This is a genomic window from Streptosporangium sandarakinum, from assembly GCF_013409935.1.
Classification (GTDB): domain Bacteria; phylum Actinomycetota; class Actinomycetes; order Streptosporangiales; family Streptosporangiaceae; genus Streptosporangium; species Streptosporangium nondiastaticum.
In genome coordinates, this window is the sequence record NZ_JACCCO010000001.1 from 503504 (window position 1) to 525696 (window position 22193).

The window sequence follows — 22193 nt, forward strand, 5'->3', positions numbered from 1 at the left end:
TCACTTCCGCCCGGCCACCTCGGTCAGCTTCTCCGGGGTGACGGCGCCGACCAGCAGCCGGCCGTCGTCGGTCAGCAGGGCGGAGACCAGCTTGGTCCGGACGACCCTGCCGCTGCCCCACGAGCCGCTGACGGGCTGGGCGGACTTCAGCACGGCGTCGACGACGGCGCCGGCGCCCTGACCGCCGTCCTGCCGGGGAGCCCGGCCGCCCGGCGACTCCTGGTCCGCCGGCAGGAGCCGCCGCTTGAGGTCCTGCTCGGAGAAGGGCAGCACCGCCACCGCTGTCCAGCCCTCACCGACGATCTTGGCCTCCTCCTTGATGCCCTCGGCCCGCTCGGTCCGCTTGTCGGCCACGGCGGTGAGGTCGTCGATCCGCTTCTCCTCGACCTTGGCGCCCGGGGGCGGGGTGAAGGTGAAGTTGCCGGGTGCGGGCGGGGTGAAGGCGACGGAGGTGAAGCCCACCTCGAAGGCGGGCTCGGCGGCGCTCTTGGCGTAGACCTGGACCCGCAGCGGGATGAGGGTCTCCCCGTCGAGCGCCAGCCTGACCTCACGCACCAGGGACGAGGCGTCCTTCGGCGCGAAGGTGAGCTGGTAGGCCGCGCGGTCGGCGACCCGCTCGGTGTTGGTCACGCCGACCACGGTGCCGGGCTGGGACAGCAGCTCGCCGGCGAGCTGCTGCGGGGTGACGGCCGTGGGCACGGCCGTCTCGGGACGCGCGGGCGCCTCGGTGTCGCCGGTGATCCGGGTGGCCTTCTCGGCGTCGCTCTCCCACAGCCACACCTGGCCGCCGTTGACGATCAGGTCGGTCTCGCTCATCCGCCCCGGCAGGGCGAACCGCATCCGGTCGGCTCCGCCGTACCAGACCTTCAGCTCGTGGGAGCCGGTCAGCAGGGCGGCGGGCGAGGTGCCGCCGAGGCCGGCCACGTCCGGCAGTCCCGGCAGGCCGAAGGAGGCGGTCTGCACGAGTGTGCCCGACATGGGCTTCGGGCCGGACCTGGCGACCTGGACGGCGTCGGCCAGCAACTGGTTCGCGGTGCGGTCGGGCAGCGCCGGGTCGCCCTGGACCGCGGCGATGACCGGACCGGCGCCGACGGCCGCGGCGACCACCGCCATCGCGGCGACCGGCACACCCCACCTCACGACCCGGCCCCGCGTCGTTCGCTGTGACATATCACTCCTTAACGGTATTGCTTCAGTGCCTGCACCGTCAGCCTGCGCGAACGACCCTGTGCCGAAGCTGAGACAGACTGAGAGGGCTCACAGGGTTCTCAGCCGCCTCTCAGGGCGGTCGGCGGAAAATGGGGCGACCGAACATCTGAGGAGGCGGAATGCGGGTTCTCGTCGTGGAGGACGAGCGGCGGATGGCGGCCGCCCTCCAGCGCGGCCTGCAGGCCGAGGGGTTCGCGGTGGACCTCGCGCACGACGGCCATGACGGCCTGCACCTGGCCAGGCACGGCGACTACGACGTGGTCGTGCTGGACATCATGCTGCCCGGCCTGTCCGGCTACAACGTCTGCAAGGCGCTGCGGGCCGAGGAGAACTGGGTGCCGATCCTGATGCTGTCGGCAAAGGACGGCGAGTACGACATGGCCGACGGGCTCGACCTGGGCGCCGACGACTACCTGACCAAGCCGTTCTCCTACGTCGTGCTGGTGGCCAGGCTGCGGGCGCTGCTGCGGCGCGGCGCGGGCCGCCGTCCCGCAGTACTGCAGGCGGGCGACCTGTCGCTCGACCCGGCCCGGCGGCGGGTCGCCCGGGGCGAGACACCGGTCGAGCTGACGCCCCGGGAGTTCGCGCTGCTGGAGTACCTCATGCGCCGCCGTGACGAGGTGGTCTCCAAGTCGGAGATCCTGGAGCACGTCTGGGACACCTTCGACACCGACCCCAACGTCGTCGAGGTGTACGTGGGCTACCTGCGTCGCAAGATCGACGTGCCATTCTCCCGGAACGCGCTGCGGACCGTGCGCGGCGCCGGCTACCGGCTGTCCGGCGATGGCGGCTGACCCGCCCGCGCGCGGCCCCGCGCGACCGCCCGGCGCCGCGACCGGCCCGGCGCGACCGGCCGGCGCCGTTGCCGGCCCCGCGGCCACCGCTCCCGCCACCGGCCGCGCCGCACGGCGCGGGCGGCGCACGGGCTGGTGGCGGCGCAAGAGCCTGCGATTCCGGCTGACCGCGGTGGCCTCCGCCGTGCTCGCGGTGGCGCTGGCCGCCTCCGCCTACGTACTGGTGGGCGTGCTCGGCCGGGCCCTGATCGCCGGCACCGACGACGCGATCCACCAGCGGGCCAGGCAGGTCGTCTCGCTGGCCGACGCCGGACGGCTGCCGGTCGAGATGACCTCGCCGGACGGCGTCCTGGTGCAGGTGATCGACGCGGCGGGCCGGATCACCCACGCCACCCCCGGCACCGACCGGCTCCTGCCGCTGCTGGACGCCGGGGAACGTGCCACGGCGATCGCGCGGGGCGGCGCCGGGTTCGTGGACGGCGGGCCGTACGGGATCCCGCACGTGCTGCGGGTCCGGGTGCTCAGCGCCGACCAGGGCCGGACGGTGATCGCCGCCCGTCCGTTCAGCGAGGTGCAGACCAGCGTCAACACCGCCGCGCACGTGCTGCTCGTCGGAACCCCGCTGCTGCTGGTGCTGCTCGCCGGGGTGAGCTGGGTGATCGTCGGCGGGACGCTGCGGCCCATCGCGGCGCTGCGCCGGGGCGCGGAGGAGATCACCGACACCGCCCGCTCCCGGCGGCTGCCGGTGCCGGAGTCCCGCGACGAGGTGCACAGCCTGGCCGTCACCCTCAACGACATGCTGGCCCGGCTGGAGAAGGCCGACGCCCGCCAGCGGGCCCTGGTCTCCGACGCCGCGCACGAGCTGCGCAGCCCCCTGGCCAGCATCCGCCTCCAGCTGGAGGTGGCGCTCGGCCACCCCGAGGGGCAGGACTGGCGGGAGACCGCCGAGGGCGTGCTGGAGGACACCATGCGCCTGGCCCGGCTGGCCGAGGACCTCCTCGCGCTGGCCCGGCTGGACGAACGCGGCGGCGCCCTGGCCCGCCGGGAGCCGGTGGAGCTGGACCGGCTGGTCCCCCAGACCGTCGAGCGGTACGGCGAGGCCGTCACGGTGCGGGTCGCCCCCACCCCGGGCGACGCGATCATGGTGACCGGGGACGCGCTCGACCTGGGACGGGTGCTGGTCAACCTGGTGGACAACGCGCTGCGGCACACCGTCTCGCCGGTCGTGGTCGAGCTGCGCACCGAGGGGACCGGCGCCGTGCTGACCGTCACCGACGACGGCTCCGGCATCCCCGAGGCCGACCGGGAGCGGGTCTTCGACCGCTTCACCCGCCTGGACAGCGCCCGCAGCCGCGACCACGGCGGCGCCGGGCTGGGCCTGGCGATCGTCCGGGAGACCGTCCACGCCCACGGCGGCGCGGTCACCCTGGAGGACGCCGCCCCGGGCCTGCGAGCGGTCGTCCGCCTCCCGCTGTCCTGAGTCCCCTTCCCGGCCCCCGCCGGAAACAGGCCGCGTGGGGAAGGCCGGTGTTCCCCGGCGGGAGGACGCGGTGACCGTCCCGCTCACACGTCCGTCTTCTCCCTGGGCCCCTCCCCGGGCACCCGGGGCTTCCCGGGCCGTCCCGGGCCGTCCCGGGGCTCCTCCCCGAGGTGTCCCGGGTCGTAGAGTCGGGGTGCGCGCCGTACCCGGCCTTCGGGCCGTTCCCATCCCCCCCGCGCCACCCTGAAGGAGACCCGCGTGAGCCTGCCGGAAAAAGGCCGTGACATCGAGGACGTGCTCGCCGAGATCGGCAGGCTCAGAGAGGACGACCTGCCGGTGCGCGGGGGCCAGGTGACGGCCTACGTCTACGACACCGGCCGGCCGGAGGTGCACGAGGCCGCGGCCCGCGCCTACTTCGAGATGCTGGAGGTCAACACCCTCGACCCGACGGCGTTCCCGAGCGTGGTGGAGATGGAGCGGCAGGTGGTCGGCGCGGTCGCCGGTCTGCTCGGCGGCGGGCACGGTGTCTTCACCAGCGGCGGCACCGAGTCGATCATGCTGGCGGTGAAGGCGGCGCGCGACTCCCGGCCGGTCCCGGGCCGGCCGCGGCTGGTGCTGCCGGTCACCGCGCACCCGGCGTTCCACAAGGCCGCGCACTACCTCGGGGTGGCGGTGGACGCCGTGCCGGTGGACCCGGTGACGTTCCGGACGTCCCCGGCGGCGGTGGAGGCGGCGATCACCCCCGACACGGTGCTGGTGGTCGCCTCGGCGCCGTCCTACCCGCAGGGCGTGGTGGACCCGATCACCGAGATCGCGGCGACGGCCGCCGCCCGCGGCGTGCTCTGCCACGTGGACGCCTGCGTCGGCGGGTGGCTGCTGCCGTGGCTGCGCGAGGCCGGGGCCCAGGTCCCGCCGTTCGACATGTCGGTGCCAGGGGTCACCTCGCTCTCGTGCGACCTGCACAAGTTCGGTTACGCCCCCAAGGGCGCCTCGGTGGTGCTGTTCGCCGACCCGGCGCTGCGGCGCGCGGCGTACTTCGCTTCGGCGTCCTGGCCCGGTTACACGATCATCAACGCGACCGTGCAGAGCTCGAAGTCCGCCGGCCCGCTGGGCGGGGCCTGGGCCACCATGCAGGCCCTCGGCCGCGACGGCTACCTGGAGCTGGGCCGGACGACGCTGGCGGCGGCCCGCCGGCTGCGGGAGGGCGTCGCGGCGATCGATGGCCTGCGGGTGTTCGGCGACCCGGACTCGGCCCTGGTCGCCTTCGGCCCGGACGACCCGGGCGGCCAGGACGCCCCGGACGTGTTCGTGATGGCCGACGAGGCGAGGAGGCGGGGCTGGTTCCTGCAGCCGCAGCTGTCCTACGCGGGCATCCCGGCCAACCTGCACGTCACGGTGACCGGGGTGACCCTGCGCGGGGTGGAGGCGATGCTGGAGGTGATCGCCGAGTCCGCGGCGGCGGCGCGGCGGCGCGGGCCCGTCGAGCTGCCGGAGGGCCTGGTGGAGCTGGTCGCCGGACTCGACCTGGACACGCTGGACGACGCCGCCTTCGCCGAGCTGGCCGCCGCCGTCGGGGCGGACCTCCGCGGCGGGTCGGGACAGCCGGAGATGGCGGTGGTCAACGCCGTGCTGGACGCCCTGCCCGCCGACCGGCGCGAGGCGGTGCTCGTCCGCTTCCTGTCGGTGCTCTACTCGTCAACCGCCCCGGCCTAAAGGCCAGGGCTTGCAGTTCATCGTCCTGGTGGAGGTCAGGCTTCAGGCCGCGTTCGGCTGGTTGACGGCAGCCCGGCCCGCTTCGCCGCGTGCGGCGATGTTGCGGGCCGCGTTGACATCGGCGTGCTCAGCGAAGCCGCACGACGTACAGGAGAAGGTTTCCTGGTCCGGCCGGTTGCGTCGATCGGTGTGACCACAGGCCGAACACCCTTGGGAGGTGTAGGCGGGGTCGACATGCGTCACGACGACGCCGCTCCGGCGGGCCTTGTAGGCGATGAACGCGCCCAGCTGGTGAAATGCCCACGAGTGCAGTGTGATCCGCTGGGGCTTGCGGAGCCGTACCCGGTCGCGGATGCCCTGGAGGTCTTCCAGGGCGATGCCGCGCCCGGTGCGTGCAGCCTCGGTCACGATGCTCTTGGAGATGACGTGGTTGACGTCGCGGGCGAACCGGGATTCCTTGCGACGGCGCTTTTTCAGCAGCCGCTTGGCGGACGTGGTCCGTTTGGCCTGCAGGCGGCGACGGAGCCGGCGGTTGCGGCGGCGGACGGCGTTGAGGTGCACGCCGGTGTGGCGTTCGCCGTCGCTGGTGGTGGCGATGTTGGCGATACCGAGGTCCACGCCGAGGAAAGCGTCCGGTTCGGTGACGTCGACGTCGGGGACGTCGCAGGTGGCGATGAGCAGCCACAGGCCGTCGCGGTGGATGAGGTCGGATTCGCCCCTGCGGTAGGCGGCCAGCGCGCGGGCCTGGTCGTCGGAGCAGCCGAACCGGACGCCTTTCATCCGGCCGCCGGTGGTCCAGATGCTCACGGTGCGCTCTTCAACTTGCCAGGACAGGCAGCGGTCGTCGAACGGCTGCGCCGCGTCGGTGCGGAAGGCGACTGGTTCGGTCAGGGGCGCAAGAAGCTCCGGTCAGAGCGGGAAGAACACCAAGGGCAGCGACCTGTCCGTCCACACCCGTGACCGGCTCGACGCCTTTGCCGTCGAGCTGAACGCCAGACCTCGCAAGACGATCGACTGGGACACCCCGGCTCAACGCCTGGCGATCCTCGTCTGACCGACAAGCGAGGGCCGGAGTGCCCGTTCCTGCGACCCCTGGTCAGGGCGTCGTCCGCGCCAGCTCCTCAAGTTGCCGGACGACCCGGTCGATCGGCGCGGAAGCGTCGATCTCGGCGGTGCAGGTCGCTCTGAGCAACGGCTCCACCTCGGCCAGGTCGCGCAGGATGGCCTCACGTTCCTCAGGGCGCTTGCCGAAGGGGTTGTTGGTTCGCGTCGCGATGCGGGCGAGCATGACCTCAGCGGGAGCGCTGAGCAGGACGATGTGGTCGAACCGCGAGTAGAACCGACCCTGGTTGGTCTTACAGCCGGCCACGAAGAGGGCGCCCTCGCGGTGGCCGGCGAGCAGGTCGCCGATGGCCGGCTCCCGCCACGCCCAGTCAACGGATCCGTCCGGCAGGGTCACCCAGTGGCTCCACCGGTCACTGTCGGTGTCGACGGCGCGATGACCCCGGGCCGCCAGCATCTCCAACGCGGTGGACTTGCCGGTGCCGGACATGCCCGTGACCAAGATCTTCGCCATCGGCCGAGAGTACCGCGCCGCCCTGGTCGCGGTCGGCCGACGATCCGCCGGCTTCCGGTCCCGGGCTTCCGTGGCCCCCACGACTCGGGGTACGGAAGCCCAGCCGGCTCACTACGCCGGCCGCCACCGGTAAGTGAACACGGTGTCGCGACGCCCCCTCGAATGCGCCCTCTCAAGCAAGAACTGAAACGCCCGGCCGTACGGCGTGGGCCTCAGGCGCCGGCCCGCTCCCGCAGGGCGGTGACGGCGGACAGGGCGGCGCGGGCGGAGGCGGCGTCGTGGACCCGGAAGACCCGCGCGCCCTGCCAGGCGGAGACGGCGAGGGTGGCCAGGGTGCCGGCGTGGCGCTGTTCGACCGGCAGGCCGCCGAGGGTCTCGCCGACGAAGTCCTTGTTGGAGACGGCGACCAGCACCGGCCAGCCGGTGCCGACCATCTCGTGCAGGCGGCGGCCGACCTCCAGGGAGTGCCAGGTGTTCTTGCCGAAGTCGTGGGCCGGGTCGATGAGGATCGACTCCCGGGCCACCCCGGCGGCGGCCGCCCGTTCGGCGAGGTCGACGGTGTAGCCGATGACGTCGGCGACCACGTCGTCGTAGGCGACGCGGTGCGGGCGGGTACGGGGGACGGCGCGCCCGGCGTGGGCGCAGACCAGCCCGATGCCGTGCTCGGCGGCGACCCCGGCCAGGCCGGGGTCCACCCCGCCCCAGGTGTCGTTGAGCAGGTCGGCGCCCGCCCGCGCGACGACCTCGCCGACCTCGGCGCGCCAGGTGTCGACGCTGATGATCAGATCGGGGTGACGCTCGCGGACCGCGGCGACCAGGCCGGCCACCCGGCGGATCTCCTCGGCCGGGTCCACCTCGTCCCCGGGACCCGCCTTGACCCCGCCGATGTCGACGATGTCGGCGCCGCCGGCGACGGCGGCGTCCACCGCGTCCAGGGCCGCCGCGAAGCCGTACGTTCTGCCCCTGTCGAAGAACGAGTCGGGGGTGCGGTTGACCACCGCCATGATCGCGAATTCGCCGGGCCGGAACTCACGGCCCCGCAGGCGCAGGATGCTCATCGGGACCGAGCCTATCGCCCGGTGCCGGAGAGGCCGGCGCTCCCACCTGCGCCGCCTCTGGGAATGTCGTACGGAAGACCGCTTCGTCAGGCGACCGGCCCACATCCGGTCACCGGGGTCTTCGTCAGGCGGCCGACCCACCTTCGGCCACCGAGAGGAACTCCTGGGCGAGGGCGGGCAGCCGCCGTCGCGCGTGGATGAGGGCGATCACCCGGCGGACCGAGGGATCGAGGGAGCGGACCCGCAGCCCGGCGCGGAGGGCCTGCTCGGCCATCCCGCGGTACCACAGCAGCGAGGCCGCGCCGGAGCGGACCGTGTTCAGCCAGTTGCCGCGCTCGTCGAGCTGTACGGCGGGCACCGGGGCGATGCCGTACCTGGCGAAGAGCGCGTCGAACTCCCTGCGCCGGGCGCTGCCGGGCACCGGCAGTACCAGCCGCATGCCGTTGAGCCGGCTCATCGGCACCGGGTCGGGCAGCTCGACGCCGGGCGGGGAGATCAGCACGATCTCCTGGCGCTCCAGCGGGTGGCTGACCAGGTCGGCGGGGACGGGCAGGTCGGTCAGGCCGAGGTCGGCCCGCTGGTCCCGTACGGCGTTGACCACGCCGTCGCGCCCGTCGCAGCGGACGATGTGGACCCGTACTCCGGGACGCTCGGCGGTGTAGGCGGGCAGGAGGCGGCCGGCCAGGCCCGGCTCCAGGCTGGGGGTGGAGGCGATGCGCAGTTCGGTGTCGGACGTTTGGCCATGGGCGGACAGCTCCTCGATCTCGCGGACGGCGTCGAGTGCCTCCCGGGCGAGCTTGACCACCCGGCGGCCCTGCGCCGTGACGACCACGCCCCGCCCCGAGCGGGCGAACAACGTCATTCCGAGTTCTCGTTCCAGATCCCTGATCGCCCGCGACAGGGCGGGCTGCGCGATGTACAGCGACTTGGCCGCGTCGGTCATGGTGCGATGCTCCGCTGTCGCGACCACGTAGCGGAGCTGCTGCAGATTCATGCATTGAAGCTAGGACACGGGAACCCGCGTAGTCCGGCACATCGCAGAGATCACCTCGGATGATTCCGGAATGTAATTGATTGCGGCTACATCCGTGACGGATGATAAATCAGTATGCTTACGCCCCAAATTCCAGAATGATCCCGACCTGCGGGTCACAAGGGACAGATGGTTTACGGGGAGACAGCGTGACAGGCAACGGGCAGTTCCCTCCGCCGCCGCCTCAGCCGCAGGGACATCCGCACCCCGCGCCGCCGCCCGCCTGGGCCTCCGCTCCTCCCCAGGGGCCGCCTCGGACCCCTCCGCCGGGTCATCCGCCTCAGGGCCCGCACCCGCAGGGACCGCCGCCGGGACAGGGCGGGCCCGGGGGTTACGGCCATCCGCACGGGGGTCCGGCGATGCCCGTTTCCCCTCCGTCGCAGGGCGTCCCGCCCCGGCCGCTCCCCCCGCGGCCGCCCGCCCCGCACCCCTTCCCGCCGCCGGGGCATCCCGGTCCGGGACACTCGGGGCCGGGGCATCCCGGACCGGGTCACCCTCCCCAGGGGTATCCGACGCAGCCGCCGCCGGGATACCCGCCCCGGCCGGTCCAGGGGCCCCCGCCGCAGCCGTTCCCCCAGCCGCTCCCCCAGCCGGCCCCGCAGCCGTTCCCCCAGCCGGTTCCGCCGCAGGGGCAGGCGCCGTACGGCATGCCGCCCGCGCCGCCGGCACCGCCGCCCGTCCCCCTCCAGGGCCCCTCCTCCTACCCCCAGTGGCAGCCGCCGCGCCGCCGTTCCGGCGCCGGCGCGGTCATCGGCGGGATCTTCGGGGCGATCGCGGTCGCGTTCGTCGGGATCATCGTGGTCGCCGCGGTCCTCCGCGGCGGCGACGACTCCCACATGGTCTCGTCGGTCGCCCTCCCCACCTCCACCCCGTACGAGGCGCGGACGAGCGAGCCCGCCGATCCGACGCCCACCGCGAGCACCACGAGCGCCGCCGACGCCTCGGGCGACTCCCAGGACTCCGACACCACGACGGACACGACGAACACGACGGACACGGCCGACACCCGGCCCAGGAAGGTGCTGAACACCAGCCTCACGAACAACACCCTCTACCGCGCCGGGAGCCTGCCCCGGGTCTCCTGCCCCGCCGGCTCGGCCGACATCTACAGCAACGCCCAGCTCAAGGCGCTGATCCTCAAGACGTCCCGGTGCCTGGACAAGGGCTGGGCGCAGATCATGCGGCAGCAGGGCATCGACTGGCGGCGGCCGGGCTACGCCATCACCTCCACCAAGGGGCGCGGCGCGTGCGGGGACTTCCCCTCGGCCGGCGGCATCGTGCCGTACTACTGCCCCCGCAACGAGACGATCTACGCCTCGACCTCCGCCATGGTGCGGGGCTCGGGCCGTTCCCTGGGGTACGGCCAGCTCACGAACTGGCACGGCGGGATCGTCAGCATGATGGCCCACGAGTACGGTCACCACGTCCAGCAGCTCTCGGGCCTGTCGAACACCTGGTGGGAGAAGAGCCTGCGCTCCACCAGCAGGAACGGCAAGCTGGCGCTGAGCCGCAGGTTCGAGCTGCAGGCCACCTGCTTCGGTGCGATGTTCATGCGCTCGGTCTCGGCGACCTACCCGGTCACCCCGGCGCGGCGCGACACCCTCTACTACTTCTACTCGCGCGTGGGCGACTGGGCGGGCGCTCCCCGCGACCACGGCTCCCCCGCCAACAACAACCGCTGGTTCCGCCAGGGCTACGAGAAGAACAAGACCTTCCAGTGCAACACCTGGCTGGCCCCGGCGTCCACGACGTCGTAACCATCGCCATGTTTTAAGCGTCCGTTAACCGTTACTTGATCATGTGTCTGTCATGTACCGGTATGGGAGCTAGAATCCTGGCAAATTTCGTGTAAGCAGGGAATCTTGGCTGTTTTGCCAGGTGGACCGGGATGAACCATAGGAAGCGGTGTGACGATGCACCTTGGGCAAGACTCGGGGGACGCCGCCGAGGGCGGGCAACGACGCACCCGGCAGCGTGACACGAACCCCGGAACACCCCCCGGGACCCCCGGAACACCCCCAGGCCCGCACGATCCTTCCGGCGCCCCGACCTCGCACGGAGCACAGGCCGCGCATGGAGCACCGGGCGCCGGAACACCGGGCGCGCACGGAGCACAGGGCGCCGGAGCACCGGGCGCATCGCCGGACGACCCCGCCGACCCGGAGAAGACCCGGGCCTTCCGGAAGGCCCCCAACAGGACGGCCCCGCAGGGCGGAGCGGTCCCGCCGGGCACGCCGGGAGGACCGGCGGCGCCCGGCGGCCCGCCGGGATCGTCCGCGCCGGCCGGGCAGCCCGCTCCGGGCCTCCCCGCCCCGCAGCAGCCGCCCGGCGCCCAGGACAAGCTCGTCGCCGGATCGCCCACGCCGCAGGCCCCGTCCACCGGGCCTGACACCGGACCGGCCGCGGCGGTCCCTGTGCCCGCGGGAGGCTCCTCCCCCGCCGCCTCCCCGGCGCCCGGAGCGGGTCCTCCCTCCCCGGCGTCCGGCGGGACCCCCGGGAAGGGGGCCGCCGGGAAGGGGATGCGGTTCGCCCGGCCGCTGACGACCGCCTCGATCGTCGGCTGGACCGCGCTGTCCGCGATCCTCCCGGGTGCGGCGCACCTGCGCTCCGGGCGGCGCCGCATCGGGTACGCCCTGCTCGGCGTCTTCGCCGCGCTGCTGGTGGCGGCACTGGTCGCCGGGCTCACCCTCCGGGGCAACTTCGGCTTCCTCGCCCGGGACAGCACGCTGACGGGCCTGGTGGCCCTGACCGGGGTGGGCGCCCTCGCCTGGTTCCTGCTGGTGCTCTTCTCCTACGTCACCCTCGGCCCGAACCGGCTGAAGGGCCGGGACCAGATCATCTCGGGCATCGCGGCCGGGGTGCTGTGCGTGTCGGTGATGGCGCCGTTCGGATACGCCGCGAGCAGCGTGCTGGCGATCAAGGACACGGCCAACGTCATCTTCCAGGAGCAGGAGAAGGCGAACCCGACGGCCGCGCCGATCAAGGCCGAGGACCCCTGGGACGGCGACTCCAGGGTGAACTTCCTGCTCGTCGGCGGTGACGCGGCAGGCAACCGCACCGGAGTGCGGACCGACAGCATGACCGTGGCCAGCATCGACATCGAGAGCGGCAACACGGTGCTGTTCAGCCTCCCGCGCAACCTGCAGCACGTCCGCTTCCGGCCCGGCACCCCGCTGGCCAAGCGGTTCCCCAACGGCTACATGGCCGACCTGCCCAACGGCGGCCTGCTCAACGAGATCTGGCAGTACGCCGAGGAGAACCCCGACCTCGTGCACGGCAAGGACGGGCAGCGCGGCCCCAAGGCCCTGATGGACACCATCGGCTACACGCTCAACCTGAAGATCGACTACTACGCCCTGATCAACATGTACGGCTTCGCCCACCTCGTGGACGCCATCGGCGGCCTGAAGATCCGGGTGGACAACGACATCCGCTGGGGCGGCCACTTCGGCACGGCCGGCACGATCAAGGCGGGCTACCGGACGCTCTCCGGCGAGGAGGCGCTCTGGTACGGCCGCTCCCGGGTGGACAGCGACGACTTCTCCCGGATGGGCCGGCAGCGGTGCGTCATCGGCGCCTTCGCCCAGCAGGCCACGCCGCAGGTGGTGCTGACCAACTTCATCAAGATCGCGCAGGCCGCCAAGAAGCTCGCCACCACGAACATCCCCCGCGAGCTGCTGGACCCGCTGATCGAGCTGGCCATGAAGGTGAAGGGCGCGAAGATCACCAGCCTCCAGTTCGTGCCGCCGGAGTTCTACAGCGGCGCACCCGACTGGGTGAAGATCCGCACCGCGACCGCGCGGGCGCTGCGCCAGTCGGTCCAGCCCGCCCGTCGCCCCCAGGCCGCGGGCGCCACCGCCTCGCCGGCCGACGGGACGCCCTCGGCCGGACCGAGCGGGGCCACCCCGGAGCCCGGGGTGAGCGGCGCCACGCCCAGGCCCACCAGGTCGGCGGTGGCCGCCAGGCCGAGCCAGACCCCCACCCGGAACGGCAACGCCTCGGCGCAGTCCCTGTCGGAGACCTGCGGGCTCTGACACCCGGCGGATCCCGCCGCCCCGGCCCGTGGCCCGGTCCCCTCGCGGGGGCCGGGCCACGGCCTTTCCCGCCACGGCCTTTCCCGCCACGGCCTTTTGACGGCCGGCGGCCGGTCAGGCCGCCGCCGCGCGCCGGGGCAGCAGCGCGAAGGCGCCGAGGTAGAGCAGCCCCGCCACGATCAGCAGGCCCCGGTAGCCGACGACCAGCGCCAGGTACTCCAGGCAGCCGCCGGCCATCGCGCCCAGCAGGTTCGCGCCGAAGGCGGTCGTGCCGTCGTGCGAGTCGGCGAACCGCTTGGCGAACACCACGTTGGCCGCGAAGATCGGCAGGAACGCCACGACCACGGCGGTCACCGCTCGCAGCGGCAGCGGCAGGCCCAGCAGCCAGGAGCTGGGCACCAGCCAGGCCAGCACCAGTCCGGCGAGGAGCACGCCGTACATGACGGGCAGCGGCGGGGTCGGGAAGCGGCGCGTCACCTCCACGGCGGCGAGCACCGCGACCAGCACCCCGGCGAACACCACCGCGTTCACCACCCAGGTCGTGCCGAACAGCAGCGCGAACCCGGTGACGCTCTTGGTCTCCAGCAGCATGAACGCCACGCCCAGCAGGAACAGGTCGGCGTACGGGCGCATCCTGCGGTACGGCCCCGCGACCGCCCGGACGGCGAGCAGGCTCACGATCAGGATCAGGATCAGGGTGACGACGTAGATCTGCGGGATCGCGCGGTCCTTGAGGTACAGGAAGGGCCGGTCGTCGTCGCTCGGCGGCGGGGTCCCGGCGGCGGCGCCCGCCCACTCGGCGCCGCAGGACTGGTCGGCGGCGGTGAGGCCGGCGGTGATCACGGCCTGCTGCCCGGCCTGGCTGACCACGTCCACGCAGGGCCGGTGGCCGAAGGCGGCCTGCGCGGTGGCGGCGAGCCGGTCGACCAGCCAGCCCTCGCGGTAGTAGTTGTACATCGAGAAGGTGCCGCCGGGCTTGAGATGGCCCCTGGCCGCCTCCATGGCCTGCCGGGTGAACAGGTAGCTCTCCAGCCGCAGCGAGCTGGCGCCGGAGACCAGGGTCAGCGAGTCGGGCAGCGCGAACAGGATCAGGTCGTACTTCCTGGCCGTGCGTTCCAGGTAGGCGCGGCCGTCGGTGACGACGGTGGTGACCCGGGGGTCGGCGTAGGGCCGGTCGGGGTGGTAGATCCCGCCGAGCTCGCGGAGCCTGGGGTCGATCTCCACGGCGTCCACGTGTTTCGCGCCCTTGGCCAGCGCGATCGCCACGTCGGTGCCGCTGCCCGCGCCGACGATCAGCACGTCGTCGAGCCGGTGGGCGGCCGACCTCTCGTACGGCAGCGCGTACTGCCGCTCCCACGACAGCCGCTTCCGCGCCGGGATGGCCTGCTGGTGCGGGATGCCGTTGACCTGGATGTCCATCACCGGGACGCCCTGCCACCGGAAACGGTCGTAGGTCACCTTGTAGTACGGCGACCACAGCGCCCCGGCGGTCAGCGTCTCGACGGCGAGCGCGCCGACGACGACCAGCGACGGCACGAGCACCGCGACCCGGCCGCCGAGCCCGCGCGGCCACAGCAGCGCGACGTAGGCGGCCGCGGCGATCACCCCCCACGCCACCGGTGGGGCGCCGAGGAACGACAGGGCGGTGAACAGCGCGATGCCGGAGAGGCTGCCGACCAGGTCGTAGCGGTAGGCCTCCAGCCGGTCCAGCTCGGGGAAGCAGCGGCCGACCAGCTCGGCCGGGCCCATCAGCACGACCGCGGCGGCGGCGAAGATCAGCGGCAGGATCAGCCACGGCGGCGGTCCGCTGGTGCTGAGGCTGGTCCAGTACAGGACGCCCTCGGTGTCGCGGTCCACCGTGACCGGGAATCGCAGGATCACCAGTATCAGGGCGGCCAGCGCGATCGCCGAATAGTACGGCGGGCGCGTCGTGCGCCCCACCCGCAGGAAACCCAGCCCGATTCCGAGGAACGACCCCAGAAGGACAAAATTCGTGAAATAACTCAAATGCACGATATTCGAGCCGGTCCACCGGATCAGCGCCAGCTCCAGGAAAAGCATGAACGCGCTGGCCACGACCAGTCTGGGCCGGGTGCCGAGCCAGTGCCGGGGGAAGGCGTCGGAATGCGGTGATGGCGTGGTCTCCGCCGCTGTCGTCATGCCGGACAACCTAGTGACCGCCGCGTCCCCGCGAAAGGAAAACGGCCCCGGCGATTTGCCGGTGTAAACGGGAGAAGATACCGGTCAGAGTTGTTATGAACGGCTGGACGCGCCCGGCGGAAATGGAGGAACGTGGGATGGCCCGTTCCCTTCGGCTTCCCGGTGGTGCGTCATGCGCGTCCTCATCCAGCTCCGCCCCTCCCCCGACGTCGTCGCGGCCGTGGCCGACCCCGGCGCGACCGCGACCACGGCCGACGTCGCCGACGGCCTGCCCGGCGTCGCGCTGGACCCCTCCTTCACCCCGGTCGCCGTCCCGCGCCCCATGCCGGTGACCGGCGGCGACCCGCTGTCGCTGAACCAGGCGCTGACCTTCTCGCTCGCCGCCGAGGACGCCACCGTGATGGTCCGCGGCGAGATCTCCGACGACGAGCTGTCCACCCGCCTGACGCTGCTGCCCGCGCTGCACCGCGACGTCGTGGGGGTCTTCGCCGACCCGGTCATCGAGCCCAACCCCACCTGCGGCGGCGACGGCCCGGTGGGCGACTGGCACGACGTGGAGCGGCTGCTGGACGTCGCCGGGCTGGGCGCCGAGGGCATGGACGGCTCCGGCGTCGCCCTCGCGGTGCTGGACACCGGCATCAACACCGCCCACGTCACCCACCGTCTCGGCCGCGACCTCACCCTGGACGCCGCGCGGAGCTGGAACCCCGACGGGGTGCACGGCACCCCGGGCGGGTTCCCCGTCGACCACGGCTCGATGTGCGCGTTCGACGCGCTGATCGCCGCGCCGCGGGCCACGCTGCTCGACCTGCCCGTGCTGCTGTCGCGCAGGCCGGGCGGCTCGGCCCTGGACGGCATGCTGTCGGACGCGGTGGCCGCCTTCGCCCACCTGCGCACCGTCCTTGAGGACCAGCCCGCCGAGTCGCGGGCCCTGGTGATCACCAACAGCTGGGGGTCGTTCTCCCCACGCTGGGACTTCCCCGTCGGCCACCCCGGCAACTACTCCGACAACCCCGCCCACCCCTTCAACCTCATCGTCTCCAGCCTGGAGCAGGCCGGCGCCGACGTGCTGTTCGCCGCGGGCAACTGCGGGCGCGAGTGCCGCGACAGCCGGTGCGCCTACCCGGACCGGCCGATCACCGGCGCCAACTCCCACCCGGGCGTGCTGTCCATCGGCGGGGTGGACACCGCCGGGGAGCGGGTCGGCTACTCCTCCCAGGGCCCCGGCCGGCTCACCTCCCGCAAGCCCGACATCTGCTCCTACACCCACTTCTCCGGCTCCGGGGCCTTCGGCGACCGCGAGCCCGACTCCGGCACCTCGGCCGCCTGCCCGGTCGCCGCCGGGGTGGTCGCGGCCGTGCGCACGGTGTGGCCGGCCTCCCGGCTCGCCCCCGCGCAGCTGCGCACCCTGCTGCGCCGTACCGCCGACGACCGCAGCGACGTCGGGTTCGACTTCGACTACGGCTACGGCGTCATCGACGCCTCCGGGGTCATCTCCTCATTGCGCCGCCGGGCGGCGCGCGTAGCGTGAGGGGCATGGTTCTCGTCACCGTACGGCTCGCGCCCAGGGCGACCCTCGAACAGGCCATGCGCCGCCTGAAGCTGTCGGAGAAGGACGTCGACACCGGCTACGGCCTGGTGCTCATCGACCCCGGCGAGGACCTGTACGGCCTGCGCGTGAGCGAGGCCGCCGCCCGGCGGATCGACCCGTCCGCCGGCGGCGGCCCGTACGCCGACCCCCCCATCGAACCGTACGGCCCGCCGGACTAGGTCCTGTCGTGATCACCCGACGGGCTCTGATCATGGCTCCGCCCGACCCCGAACCAGCGGTCGGCCAGCTCGTCGAAGGTGGTGGCGCCCGGAGCGGGGACCTCCCGGAAGTACCACGGCAGGTGTGAGTACACGTGCAGCAGGGCGTAGGCCATCACCTTGCGGGGAAGCGCCGCCCGGCGCTCCTCGGGATAGCCGTAGCCGTCCAGGAAGGCGCGCATCAGCACCCGGTCGCCGCGAGTGAGGAAGATCCCCACCGCGACCAGGTCGTACTCGCGGGCACCGCGCATCGCGGGCTCGAAGTCGAACAATCCGGACGGCCGCCAGGCGCCCGCCTCCTCACGGAGGAGCAGGTGCGCGTCCATGAACTCGGTGTGCAGCAGAACGGGCTCGCCCGGGTCGAGGTCGACCGACTCCAGGAACTCCGGGATCCGCTCCAGCCACATCCGATCCAGACCGCCGGCCCGGTTCTCCTCGACGGTGGCCTCGGCGCGCTCGGCGCAGAAGGCGGTCCAGTCGGGTGGACCGAGCACCTCCGGCGGGGCGACGGCGTGCATCTCCGCGAGCGCCCTCCCGAACCGCACGGCGAGGCGCTCCCGCTCACGCCGCGGGATCCCCGGCCAGGCCCGCTTGAGGTCCGTGCCGTGCAGCCTGTCCATCAGGACGTAGTCCCAGCCGTGGAACTCGCCGGCGTCCCTGACCCCCGGCGTGGGGATCGGCAGGCGACCGGCCAGCGCGCGCAGCACATCCCGCTCGACCGCCGACGCCCTCCGGCGGAACGGCGGGTAGAGCTTGACGACCAGATCGCCGCCGACGGCGTAGACCGGGAGGGAGCCCCCGTCGAAGGCCGTGACCTCGCCCGTCAGACCGAGGTGTTCGACCAGCGCCAGCACCCCCACCAGCAGTTCCGCGTCATCGATCGTGTCGTACCGCTCTTCGGTGTCAGCCTTGGGAAGCACATCGGCAACCGTACCGGCGCGATCAACCGGTTTTCCGCGCACGCCCGCCGAGGACCACCACGGCCCCGGTGAGCCGCGCGGGACGCCGGGGAGGCCGTGGTGCGTCCCGGCCCCGTGGACGGGGAAGGCGAACCGTCACACCGGTTTCGCGGGATCGGTCATGGGTGGACCGCGCCCGGACCGTACGGCGGAGGGTCAGGCGTTCGCGCGGTTGAAGACGCGGGTGCCCACCGCCACGCACACCGCGGACAGGGCGAGCGCGACGGCGACCCCAACGCCCACGGCCACCGTGGCGTAGTGCCCGGCGAACAGGTCGCGGACGGCCTCGACGACGTGCCGGAACGGCGTGGCCCGCGACACGGCGTCCAGCCAGGCCGGCGCCATCGACATCGGCAGGAACGCCCCCGACAGCAGGATCAGCGGGACGACCACGGTGCTGACCACGGGCGCGAACAGGTCGGGGTCGAGAGTGAGCGCGATCGCGTTGGACAGCGCGGCCAGGCTGACCCCGAGCAGCGCCATGATCGCCAGACCGGCCAGCACGCCGGGCAGCGGGGCCCGCAGGCCGAAGGCGTAGCCCAGCGCGATCAGCATGACCGACTGGATGAGCAGGATCAGCGAGCTGCCCAGCACCCGGCCCAGCAGCAGGGCGACCCGGTGGGCCGGGGTGACGCGGAGCCGCTCCAGCACGCCGGCGCGCAGGTCGAAGACGATGCCGAATCCGGCCATGCCCGCACTGAGCAGGCTCACCTGGACCAGCAGTCCAGGTACCAGGGTCTCCCAGGTACCGATCGTGGCGAACAGCGGCCCGAACAGCACCAGGTACAGCAGCGGTTGCATGACCCCGAACAGGATGCCGACCTTCTGCCGCAGCAGGATGCGCACGTTGTGCCGGAAGACCAGCCAGGTCTCGCGCATGACGTCCATCGGACCTCTCACCTCTCCCCGTCCGCCACGCGGCGGGCGCCGGCCGCTGTCGCCTTAGCCATGTCGGCCATGTCAGCCCGATCCGCCGGGCCGTCCGGGGCCTCGGCCCCCGGTCCGCCCGGTGCGCCGCCCGTCCCGCTCGCACCGCCCGGAGCGCTCGGGGCGCTCGGGGCGCCTGGGGCGTCGTCCCGTAGCGAGCGGCCGGTGATGGAGAGGAAGACGTCGTCGAGGGTGCCGGTGCCGCCCTTGAGCTCGGCCGGGGTGCCCTCGGCGACGATCACGCCGTGGTCGATGATGAAGAGCCGGTCGGCCAGCGTGTCGGCCTCCTCCAGGTAGTGCGTGGTCAGGAAGACCGTCAGGCCCTCCTCCTCGCGCAGGCGCCGGACGTGGTCCCACAGGTGGGCCCGGCTCTGCGGATCGAGGCCGGTGGTGGGTTCGTCGAGGAAGAGCAGTGCCGGGGCATGGACCAGGCCGAACACCAGGTCGAACCGGCGGCGCTGGCCTCCGGAGAGCGCCGCCCCGGGTCTGGCCTCCAGGCCGGTCAGCTCGAACCGGTCGAGCAGTTCCCGGATCCGCCCGCGCGCCTCGGCGGGGCGCGTGCCGTACAGCGCGGCGTGCAGTTCGAGCTCCTCCCCCACCGGGACGCCCGGGGAGACCCCGCCGCCCTGGGACACGTAGCCGATGCGCCGCCGCACCGACCGCGGGTCGGCGAGCAGGTCGTGCCCGGCGACGACGGCGGTACCGCCGGAGGGGCGCAGCAGCGTGGTCAGCATGCGCATGGTGGTGGTCTTGCCGGCGCCGTTGGGGCCGAGGAAGCCCACGATCTCCCCGGCCTCCACGGCCAGGTCCACTCCCCGGACGGCCTCGACGCCGCCCGGGAAGGTCTTGCGCAGGCCCGATGTCCTGATCACTCGATCGCCTCCATCTTGAAGTCGCCCCAAAAATAGAGTGACTTAAAAATTTCTGCAACATCTAAAATGACCGGCATGAGCGAGGGACTGCGCGCGCGCAAGAAGCGGGAGACCCGCCTGCGCATCTCCGACATCGCGACGGGGCTGTTCATGGCCCGGGGGTTCGACAACGTGACGGTGGCCGACGTCGCCCGGGCCGCCGACGTCTCGGTCAACACGGTCTTCAACTACTTCGCCACCAAGGAGGACCTGCTCCTCGACCGGGCGCCCGAGGTCGAGGAGCTGCTCGCCCGGGTGGTGCGGGAGCGCGAACCCGGGGAGACCCCGGTGGCCGCGGTGCGCCGCGACTTCCTGGAGGCGCTGGAGACCGGCCACTACCGCTACGGGTTCCACGAGGCCGGCGACGACTTCCTCCGGATGGTCGAGACCGCCCCCAGCCTGGTCGCCCGGGTGCGGGAGATGGGCGAGACGCGGGAGCGGAGGCTCGCCGAGGCGATCGCCGAGGAGGCCGGCGCCGACCCCGACGACCTGACCCCCGCCCTGGTCGCCGCGCAGATCAACGCGGTGCTGCGCACCATGGTGAGCTACGCCGTACGGCGCATGATCGCCGGGGAGCGGACCGACGACATCCTCCCGGACCTGCGCGAGCAGGCCGAGCGGGCGTTCGGCCTGCTGGAGTCGGGGATCGGCGGGCGCTACATCCGGCGGTGACCGGCCCGGAGGCGGATTCGCGGCCGCGACGGACCCGGCGGCCCGCCCGGCCGCGACGAGCCCGGCGGCCCCCTCCGCCACGATCCGCCCGGCAGCGGTTCCCCGGCCGTGACCGGCCCGGTGACGGCCCCCTGGCCGCCCGAGGGGCCGGGCGTCGCCGTACGGCGACCGCCGCCGGGGAGTGGATCATCCGGCGATATGATCATCCGGCACCTCGTCCCCTCACGACCCACGGAGCCGTCAGTGCCGGTGCGCGAGCGCGTCCGCACCTTCCTGGAGACCTCCTACCTCCAGCGGATCATCATCGCGGTCATCGTGATCAACGCGGCCACCCTGGGGCTGGAGACCTCGCCCACCGTCACCGACCGGTACGGCACGGCACTGGCGGTCGTGGACCACGCCGCGCTGTACATCTTCGTGGCCGAGCTGGCGGCCAAGGTCTACGCCCAGCGCCTGCGCTTCCTCCGCGACCCGTGGAACCTGTTCGACACCGCGATCGTGGCGCTGTCCCTGCTGCCCGTGGCCAACGGGCTGTCGGTGCTGCGGGCACTGCGCATCCTGCGCGCGCTGCGGCTCATCTCGGTGGTGCCGAGCCTGCGCCGGGTGGTGACGGCCCTGCTGACCGCCGTGCCCGGCATGACGTCGATCGTGCTGCTGCTCGGCCTGGTGCTCTACGTCGCGGCGGTGATGGGCACGAAGCTCTACCACCTCACCGCGCCCGACTACTTCGGCGACCTGCCCACCTCGCTGTTCACGCTGTTCCAGATGATGACGGGGGACGGCTGGTCCGACATCACCCGCGACGTGATGGACGAACACCCGTCGGCGTGGCTCTTCTTCGTGATGTTCATGCTGGTCTGCACGTTCGTGGTGCTGAACCTCTTCATCGCGGTGGTCGTCAACGCGATGGAGGAGGAGGCCTCCGGGGAGACGGCCCGGGCGACCCGCGACCTCGAGACGGCCGTGCTGGCGGAGCTGTCGGCGCTACGGGCGGAGGTGCGGGAGCTGCGCGAGCGGACTCCGGTGGGAGCAGGGGCGAGGGCTCGGCCCGAGGGGCGGGCCGCCGCGGAACCGGTCGCCACGGGGCCCGTCGCCGCCGGACCGGTCGCCGCGGAGGTCGCCGGCACGGAGCCGGCCGCCGCCGGGCCCGTCGCCGCGGGGCCGGGCCCGCGGAGCCGATCACCCCGGGACCGCTCGTCACGGGGCCGCTCGTCGCGGGGCGCGCGGGGCCGGAGATGACCGGTCAGCGGGAGTAGTACTCCACCACGAGCTGCTCGTCCACCGGGACGGCGATCTGCTCGCGCCGCGGGCGGTCGAGCAGGGTGAACGTCAGGTCGGCGTGGTCGACCGACAGGTAGGGGGCGATCCGCTCGTCGGCGTGGATCCCCTCGGCCGCGGCGACGAACGGCTGCATCGCACGTGACCTGGGCCGCACCGAGACGACCTGTCCGGGCTTGACCAGGTAGCTGGGGATGTCCACCTTACGGCCGTCCACGGTGATGTGCCCGTGCGCGACGTACTGGCGGGCGGCGTAGATCGACGGCGCGAGGCCGGCGCGCAGGACCAGCGAGGCCAGGCGGCTCTCCAGGAGGGCCACCAGCTCGGCGCCGGAACGGCCGGTGCCGCGGTGCGCCAGGTCCCAGTAGCGGCGCATCTGCCGCTCGGAGACGTCGTAGTACCAGCGCAGCTTCTGCTTCTCCATCAGCTGCAGGCTGTAGTTGCTCGCCTGGCGCCGCCGGGTCTGCCGGCCGTGCTCGCCCGGCGGGTAGGGGCGCTCCTCGAAGTAGCGGACCGCCTTGCGGGTCAGCGGGACGCCCGCCCGGCGGGACAGGCGCACCTTGGGTCCGGTGTAGCGCAT

19 protein-coding genes and 1 pseudogene are annotated in these 22193 nt (G+C 73.0%); 10 read left to right on the forward strand and 10 right to left on the reverse strand.

Going from position 1 to position 22193, the window contains the following annotated elements; all coding sequences use genetic code 11:
• On the reverse strand, positions 1-1170 hold the full coding sequence (locus HDA43_RS02270; RefSeq protein ID WP_179818066.1) for a LolA family protein: 1170 nt from the start codon (positions 1168-1170) through the stop codon (positions 1-3).
• A gap of 158 nt (positions 1171-1328) precedes the next feature.
• On the opposite strand from HDA43_RS02270, the gene HDA43_RS02275 reads away from it, so the two are divergent.
• From HDA43_RS02275 to HDA43_RS02285, 3 genes are all read left to right on the forward strand, one after another.
• The gene (locus tag HDA43_RS02275) at positions 1329-2003 is read left to right on the forward strand and encodes a response regulator transcription factor (protein ID WP_179818067.1); all 675 of its coding nucleotides are present in this window, start codon (positions 1329-1331) and stop codon (positions 2001-2003) included.
• A complete protein-coding gene (locus tag HDA43_RS02280) occupies positions 1993-3483 on the forward strand; it encodes a sensor histidine kinase (protein WP_179818068.1) in 1491 nt (496 codons plus the stop codon). The genes HDA43_RS02275 and HDA43_RS02280 overlap by 11 nt, the downstream gene beginning before the upstream one ends.
• 258 nt (positions 3484-3741) lie before the next feature.
• Positions 3742-5196 carry a pyridoxal phosphate-dependent decarboxylase family protein gene (locus tag HDA43_RS02285; RefSeq protein WP_179818069.1) on the forward strand — a complete coding sequence of 485 codons (1455 nt, stop codon included), beginning with the start codon at positions 3742-3744 and terminating at the stop codon, positions 5194-5196.
• A 42-nt stretch (positions 5197-5238) separates the two neighbouring features.
• Here the strand turns inward: HDA43_RS02285 and HDA43_RS02290 are convergent, their stop codons facing one another.
• On the reverse strand, positions 5239-6003 hold the full coding sequence (locus HDA43_RS02290) for an RNA-guided endonuclease InsQ/TnpB family protein (RefSeq protein WP_179818070.1): 765 nt from the start codon (positions 6001-6003) through the stop codon (positions 5239-5241).
• Between the two features lie 121 nt (positions 6004-6124).
• Here HDA43_RS02290 and HDA43_RS36825 point away from each other — a divergent pair.
• Positions 6125-6250: pseudogene (locus HDA43_RS36825) on the forward strand (IS30 family transposase); the annotation flags it as partial.
• Between the two features lie 42 nt (positions 6251-6292).
• Here the strand turns inward: HDA43_RS36825 and HDA43_RS02300 are convergent.
• The 3 genes from HDA43_RS02300 to HDA43_RS02310 form a co-directional block, all read right to left on the reverse strand.
• Positions 6293-6772, reverse strand: a complete 480-nt coding sequence (locus HDA43_RS02300) for an ATP-binding protein (RefSeq protein WP_179818072.1) — start codon at positions 6770-6772, stop codon at positions 6293-6295.
• Positions 6773-6984: 212 nt separating this feature from the next.
• Complete coding sequence (gene folP, locus HDA43_RS02305) at positions 6985-7830, reverse strand: dihydropteroate synthase (protein ID WP_179818073.1); 846 nt, start codon at positions 7828-7830, stop codon at positions 6985-6987.
• A gap of 124 nt (positions 7831-7954) precedes the next feature.
• Positions 7955-8824, reverse strand: a complete 870-nt coding sequence (locus tag HDA43_RS02310; protein ID WP_179818074.1) for a LysR family transcriptional regulator — start codon at positions 8822-8824, stop codon at positions 7955-7957.
• Between the two features lie 686 nt (positions 8825-9510).
• On the opposite strand from HDA43_RS02310, the gene HDA43_RS35710 reads away from it, so the two are divergent.
• Both HDA43_RS35710 and HDA43_RS02320 read left to right on the forward strand, forming a co-directional pair.
• A complete protein-coding gene (locus tag HDA43_RS35710) occupies positions 9511-10620 on the forward strand; it encodes a neutral zinc metallopeptidase (RefSeq protein ID WP_179818075.1) in 1110 nt (369 codons plus the stop codon).
• A gap of 762 nt (positions 10621-11382) precedes the next feature.
• On the forward strand, positions 11383-12897 hold the full coding sequence (locus tag HDA43_RS02320) for an LCP family protein (protein ID WP_179818076.1): 1515 nt from the start codon (positions 11383-11385) through the stop codon (positions 12895-12897).
• 114 nt (positions 12898-13011) lie between these two features.
• Here HDA43_RS02320 and HDA43_RS02325 read toward each other — a convergent pair whose 3' ends face one another.
• Positions 13012-15057, reverse strand: a complete 2046-nt coding sequence (locus HDA43_RS02325) for a spermine/spermidine synthase domain-containing protein (RefSeq protein WP_179818077.1) — start codon at positions 15055-15057, stop codon at positions 13012-13014.
• Between the two features lie 172 nt (positions 15058-15229).
• Between HDA43_RS02325 and HDA43_RS02330 the strand changes: the two genes are divergently transcribed.
• Positions 15230-16588: a S8 family serine peptidase gene (locus HDA43_RS02330; protein ID WP_179818078.1), complete on the forward strand. Its 1359-nt coding sequence runs from the start codon at positions 15230-15232 to the stop codon at positions 16586-16588.
• Positions 16589-16593: 5 nt separating this feature from the next.
• On the forward strand, positions 16594-16827 hold the full coding sequence (locus HDA43_RS02335; protein ID WP_179818079.1) for a hypothetical protein: 234 nt from the start codon (positions 16594-16596) through the stop codon (positions 16825-16827).
• Here HDA43_RS02335 and HDA43_RS02340 read toward each other — a convergent pair.
• The 3 genes from HDA43_RS02340 to HDA43_RS02350 form a co-directional block, all read right to left on the reverse strand.
• The gene (locus HDA43_RS02340; protein WP_179818080.1) at positions 16824-17786 is read right to left on the reverse strand and encodes a phosphotransferase family protein; all 963 of its coding nucleotides are present in this window, start codon (positions 17784-17786) and stop codon (positions 16824-16826) included. The two genes, HDA43_RS02335 and HDA43_RS02340, sit on opposite strands and share 4 nt — an antisense overlap.
• 195 nt (positions 17787-17981) lie before the next feature.
• Positions 17982-18713: an ABC transporter permease gene (locus HDA43_RS02345; RefSeq protein WP_179818081.1), complete on the reverse strand. Its 732-nt coding sequence runs from the start codon at positions 18711-18713 to the stop codon at positions 17982-17984.
• Positions 18714-18721: 8 nt separating this feature from the next.
• Positions 18722-19624, reverse strand: a complete 903-nt coding sequence (locus HDA43_RS02350; RefSeq protein ID WP_179818082.1) for an ABC transporter ATP-binding protein — start codon at positions 19622-19624, stop codon at positions 18722-18724.
• 75 nt (positions 19625-19699) lie between these two features.
• On the opposite strand from HDA43_RS02350, the gene HDA43_RS35715 reads away from it, so the two are divergent.
• Together HDA43_RS35715 and HDA43_RS02360 are read left to right on the forward strand one after the other, a co-directional pair.
• The gene (locus tag HDA43_RS35715) at positions 19700-20335 is read left to right on the forward strand and encodes a TetR/AcrR family transcriptional regulator (protein ID WP_179818083.1); all 636 of its coding nucleotides are present in this window, start codon (positions 19700-19702) and stop codon (positions 20333-20335) included.
• A 243-nt stretch (positions 20336-20578) separates the two neighbouring features.
• Positions 20579-21574, forward strand: a complete 996-nt coding sequence (locus HDA43_RS02360) for an ion transporter (RefSeq protein ID WP_312872916.1) — start codon at positions 20579-20581, stop codon at positions 21572-21574.
• Between the two features lie 4 nt (positions 21575-21578).
• On the opposite strand, the gene rpsD is transcribed toward HDA43_RS02360, so the two are convergent.
• Positions 21579-22193, reverse strand: a complete 615-nt coding sequence (rpsD, locus tag HDA43_RS02365; protein ID WP_179818084.1) for a 30S ribosomal protein S4 — start codon at positions 22191-22193, stop codon at positions 21579-21581.

Coding starts and splice junctions, on each gene's coding strand:
- HDA43_RS35710 (WP_179818075.1), top strand. CDS start 9,511: ATGCCGCCCGCGCCGCCGGCACCGCCGCCCGTCCCCCTCCAGGGCCCC.
- HDA43_RS02280 (WP_179818068.1), top strand. CDS start 1,993: ATGGCGGCTGACCCGCCCGCGCGCGGCCCCGCGCGACCGCCCGGCGCC.
- HDA43_RS02320 (WP_179818076.1), top strand. CDS start 11,383: ATGCGGTTCGCCCGGCCGCTGACGACCGCCTCGATCGTCGGCTGGACC.
- HDA43_RS02330 (WP_179818078.1), top strand. CDS start 15,230: ATGCGCGTCCTCATCCAGCTCCGCCCCTCCCCCGACGTCGTCGCGGCC.
- HDA43_RS02300 (WP_179818072.1), bottom strand. CDS start 6,772: ATGGCGAAGATCTTGGTCACGGGCATGTCCGGCACCGGCAAGTCCACC.
- folP (WP_179818073.1), bottom strand. CDS start 7,830: ATGAGCATCCTGCGCCTGCGGGGCCGTGAGTTCCGGCCCGGCGAATTC.
- HDA43_RS02335 (WP_179818079.1), top strand. CDS start 16,594: ATGGTTCTCGTCACCGTACGGCTCGCGCCCAGGGCGACCCTCGAACAG.
- HDA43_RS35715 (WP_179818083.1), top strand. CDS start 19,700: ATGAGCGAGGGACTGCGCGCGCGCAAGAAGCGGGAGACCCGCCTGCGC.
- HDA43_RS02310 (WP_179818074.1), bottom strand. CDS start 8,824: ATGAATCTGCAGCAGCTCCGCTACGTGGTCGCGACAGCGGAGCATCGC.
- rpsD (WP_179818084.1), bottom strand. CDS start 22,193: ATGCGCTACACCGGACCCAAGGTGCGCCTGTCCCGCCGGGCGGGCGTC.
- HDA43_RS02275 (WP_179818067.1), top strand. CDS start 1,329: ATGCGGGTTCTCGTCGTGGAGGACGAGCGGCGGATGGCGGCCGCCCTC.
- HDA43_RS02270 (WP_179818066.1), bottom strand. CDS start 1,170: ATGTCACAGCGAACGACGCGGGGCCGGGTCGTGAGGTGGGGTGTGCCG.
- HDA43_RS02325 (WP_179818077.1), bottom strand. CDS start 15,057: ATGACGACAGCGGCGGAGACCACGCCATCACCGCATTCCGACGCCTTC.
- HDA43_RS02345 (WP_179818081.1), bottom strand. CDS start 18,713: ATGGACGTCATGCGCGAGACCTGGCTGGTCTTCCGGCACAACGTGCGC.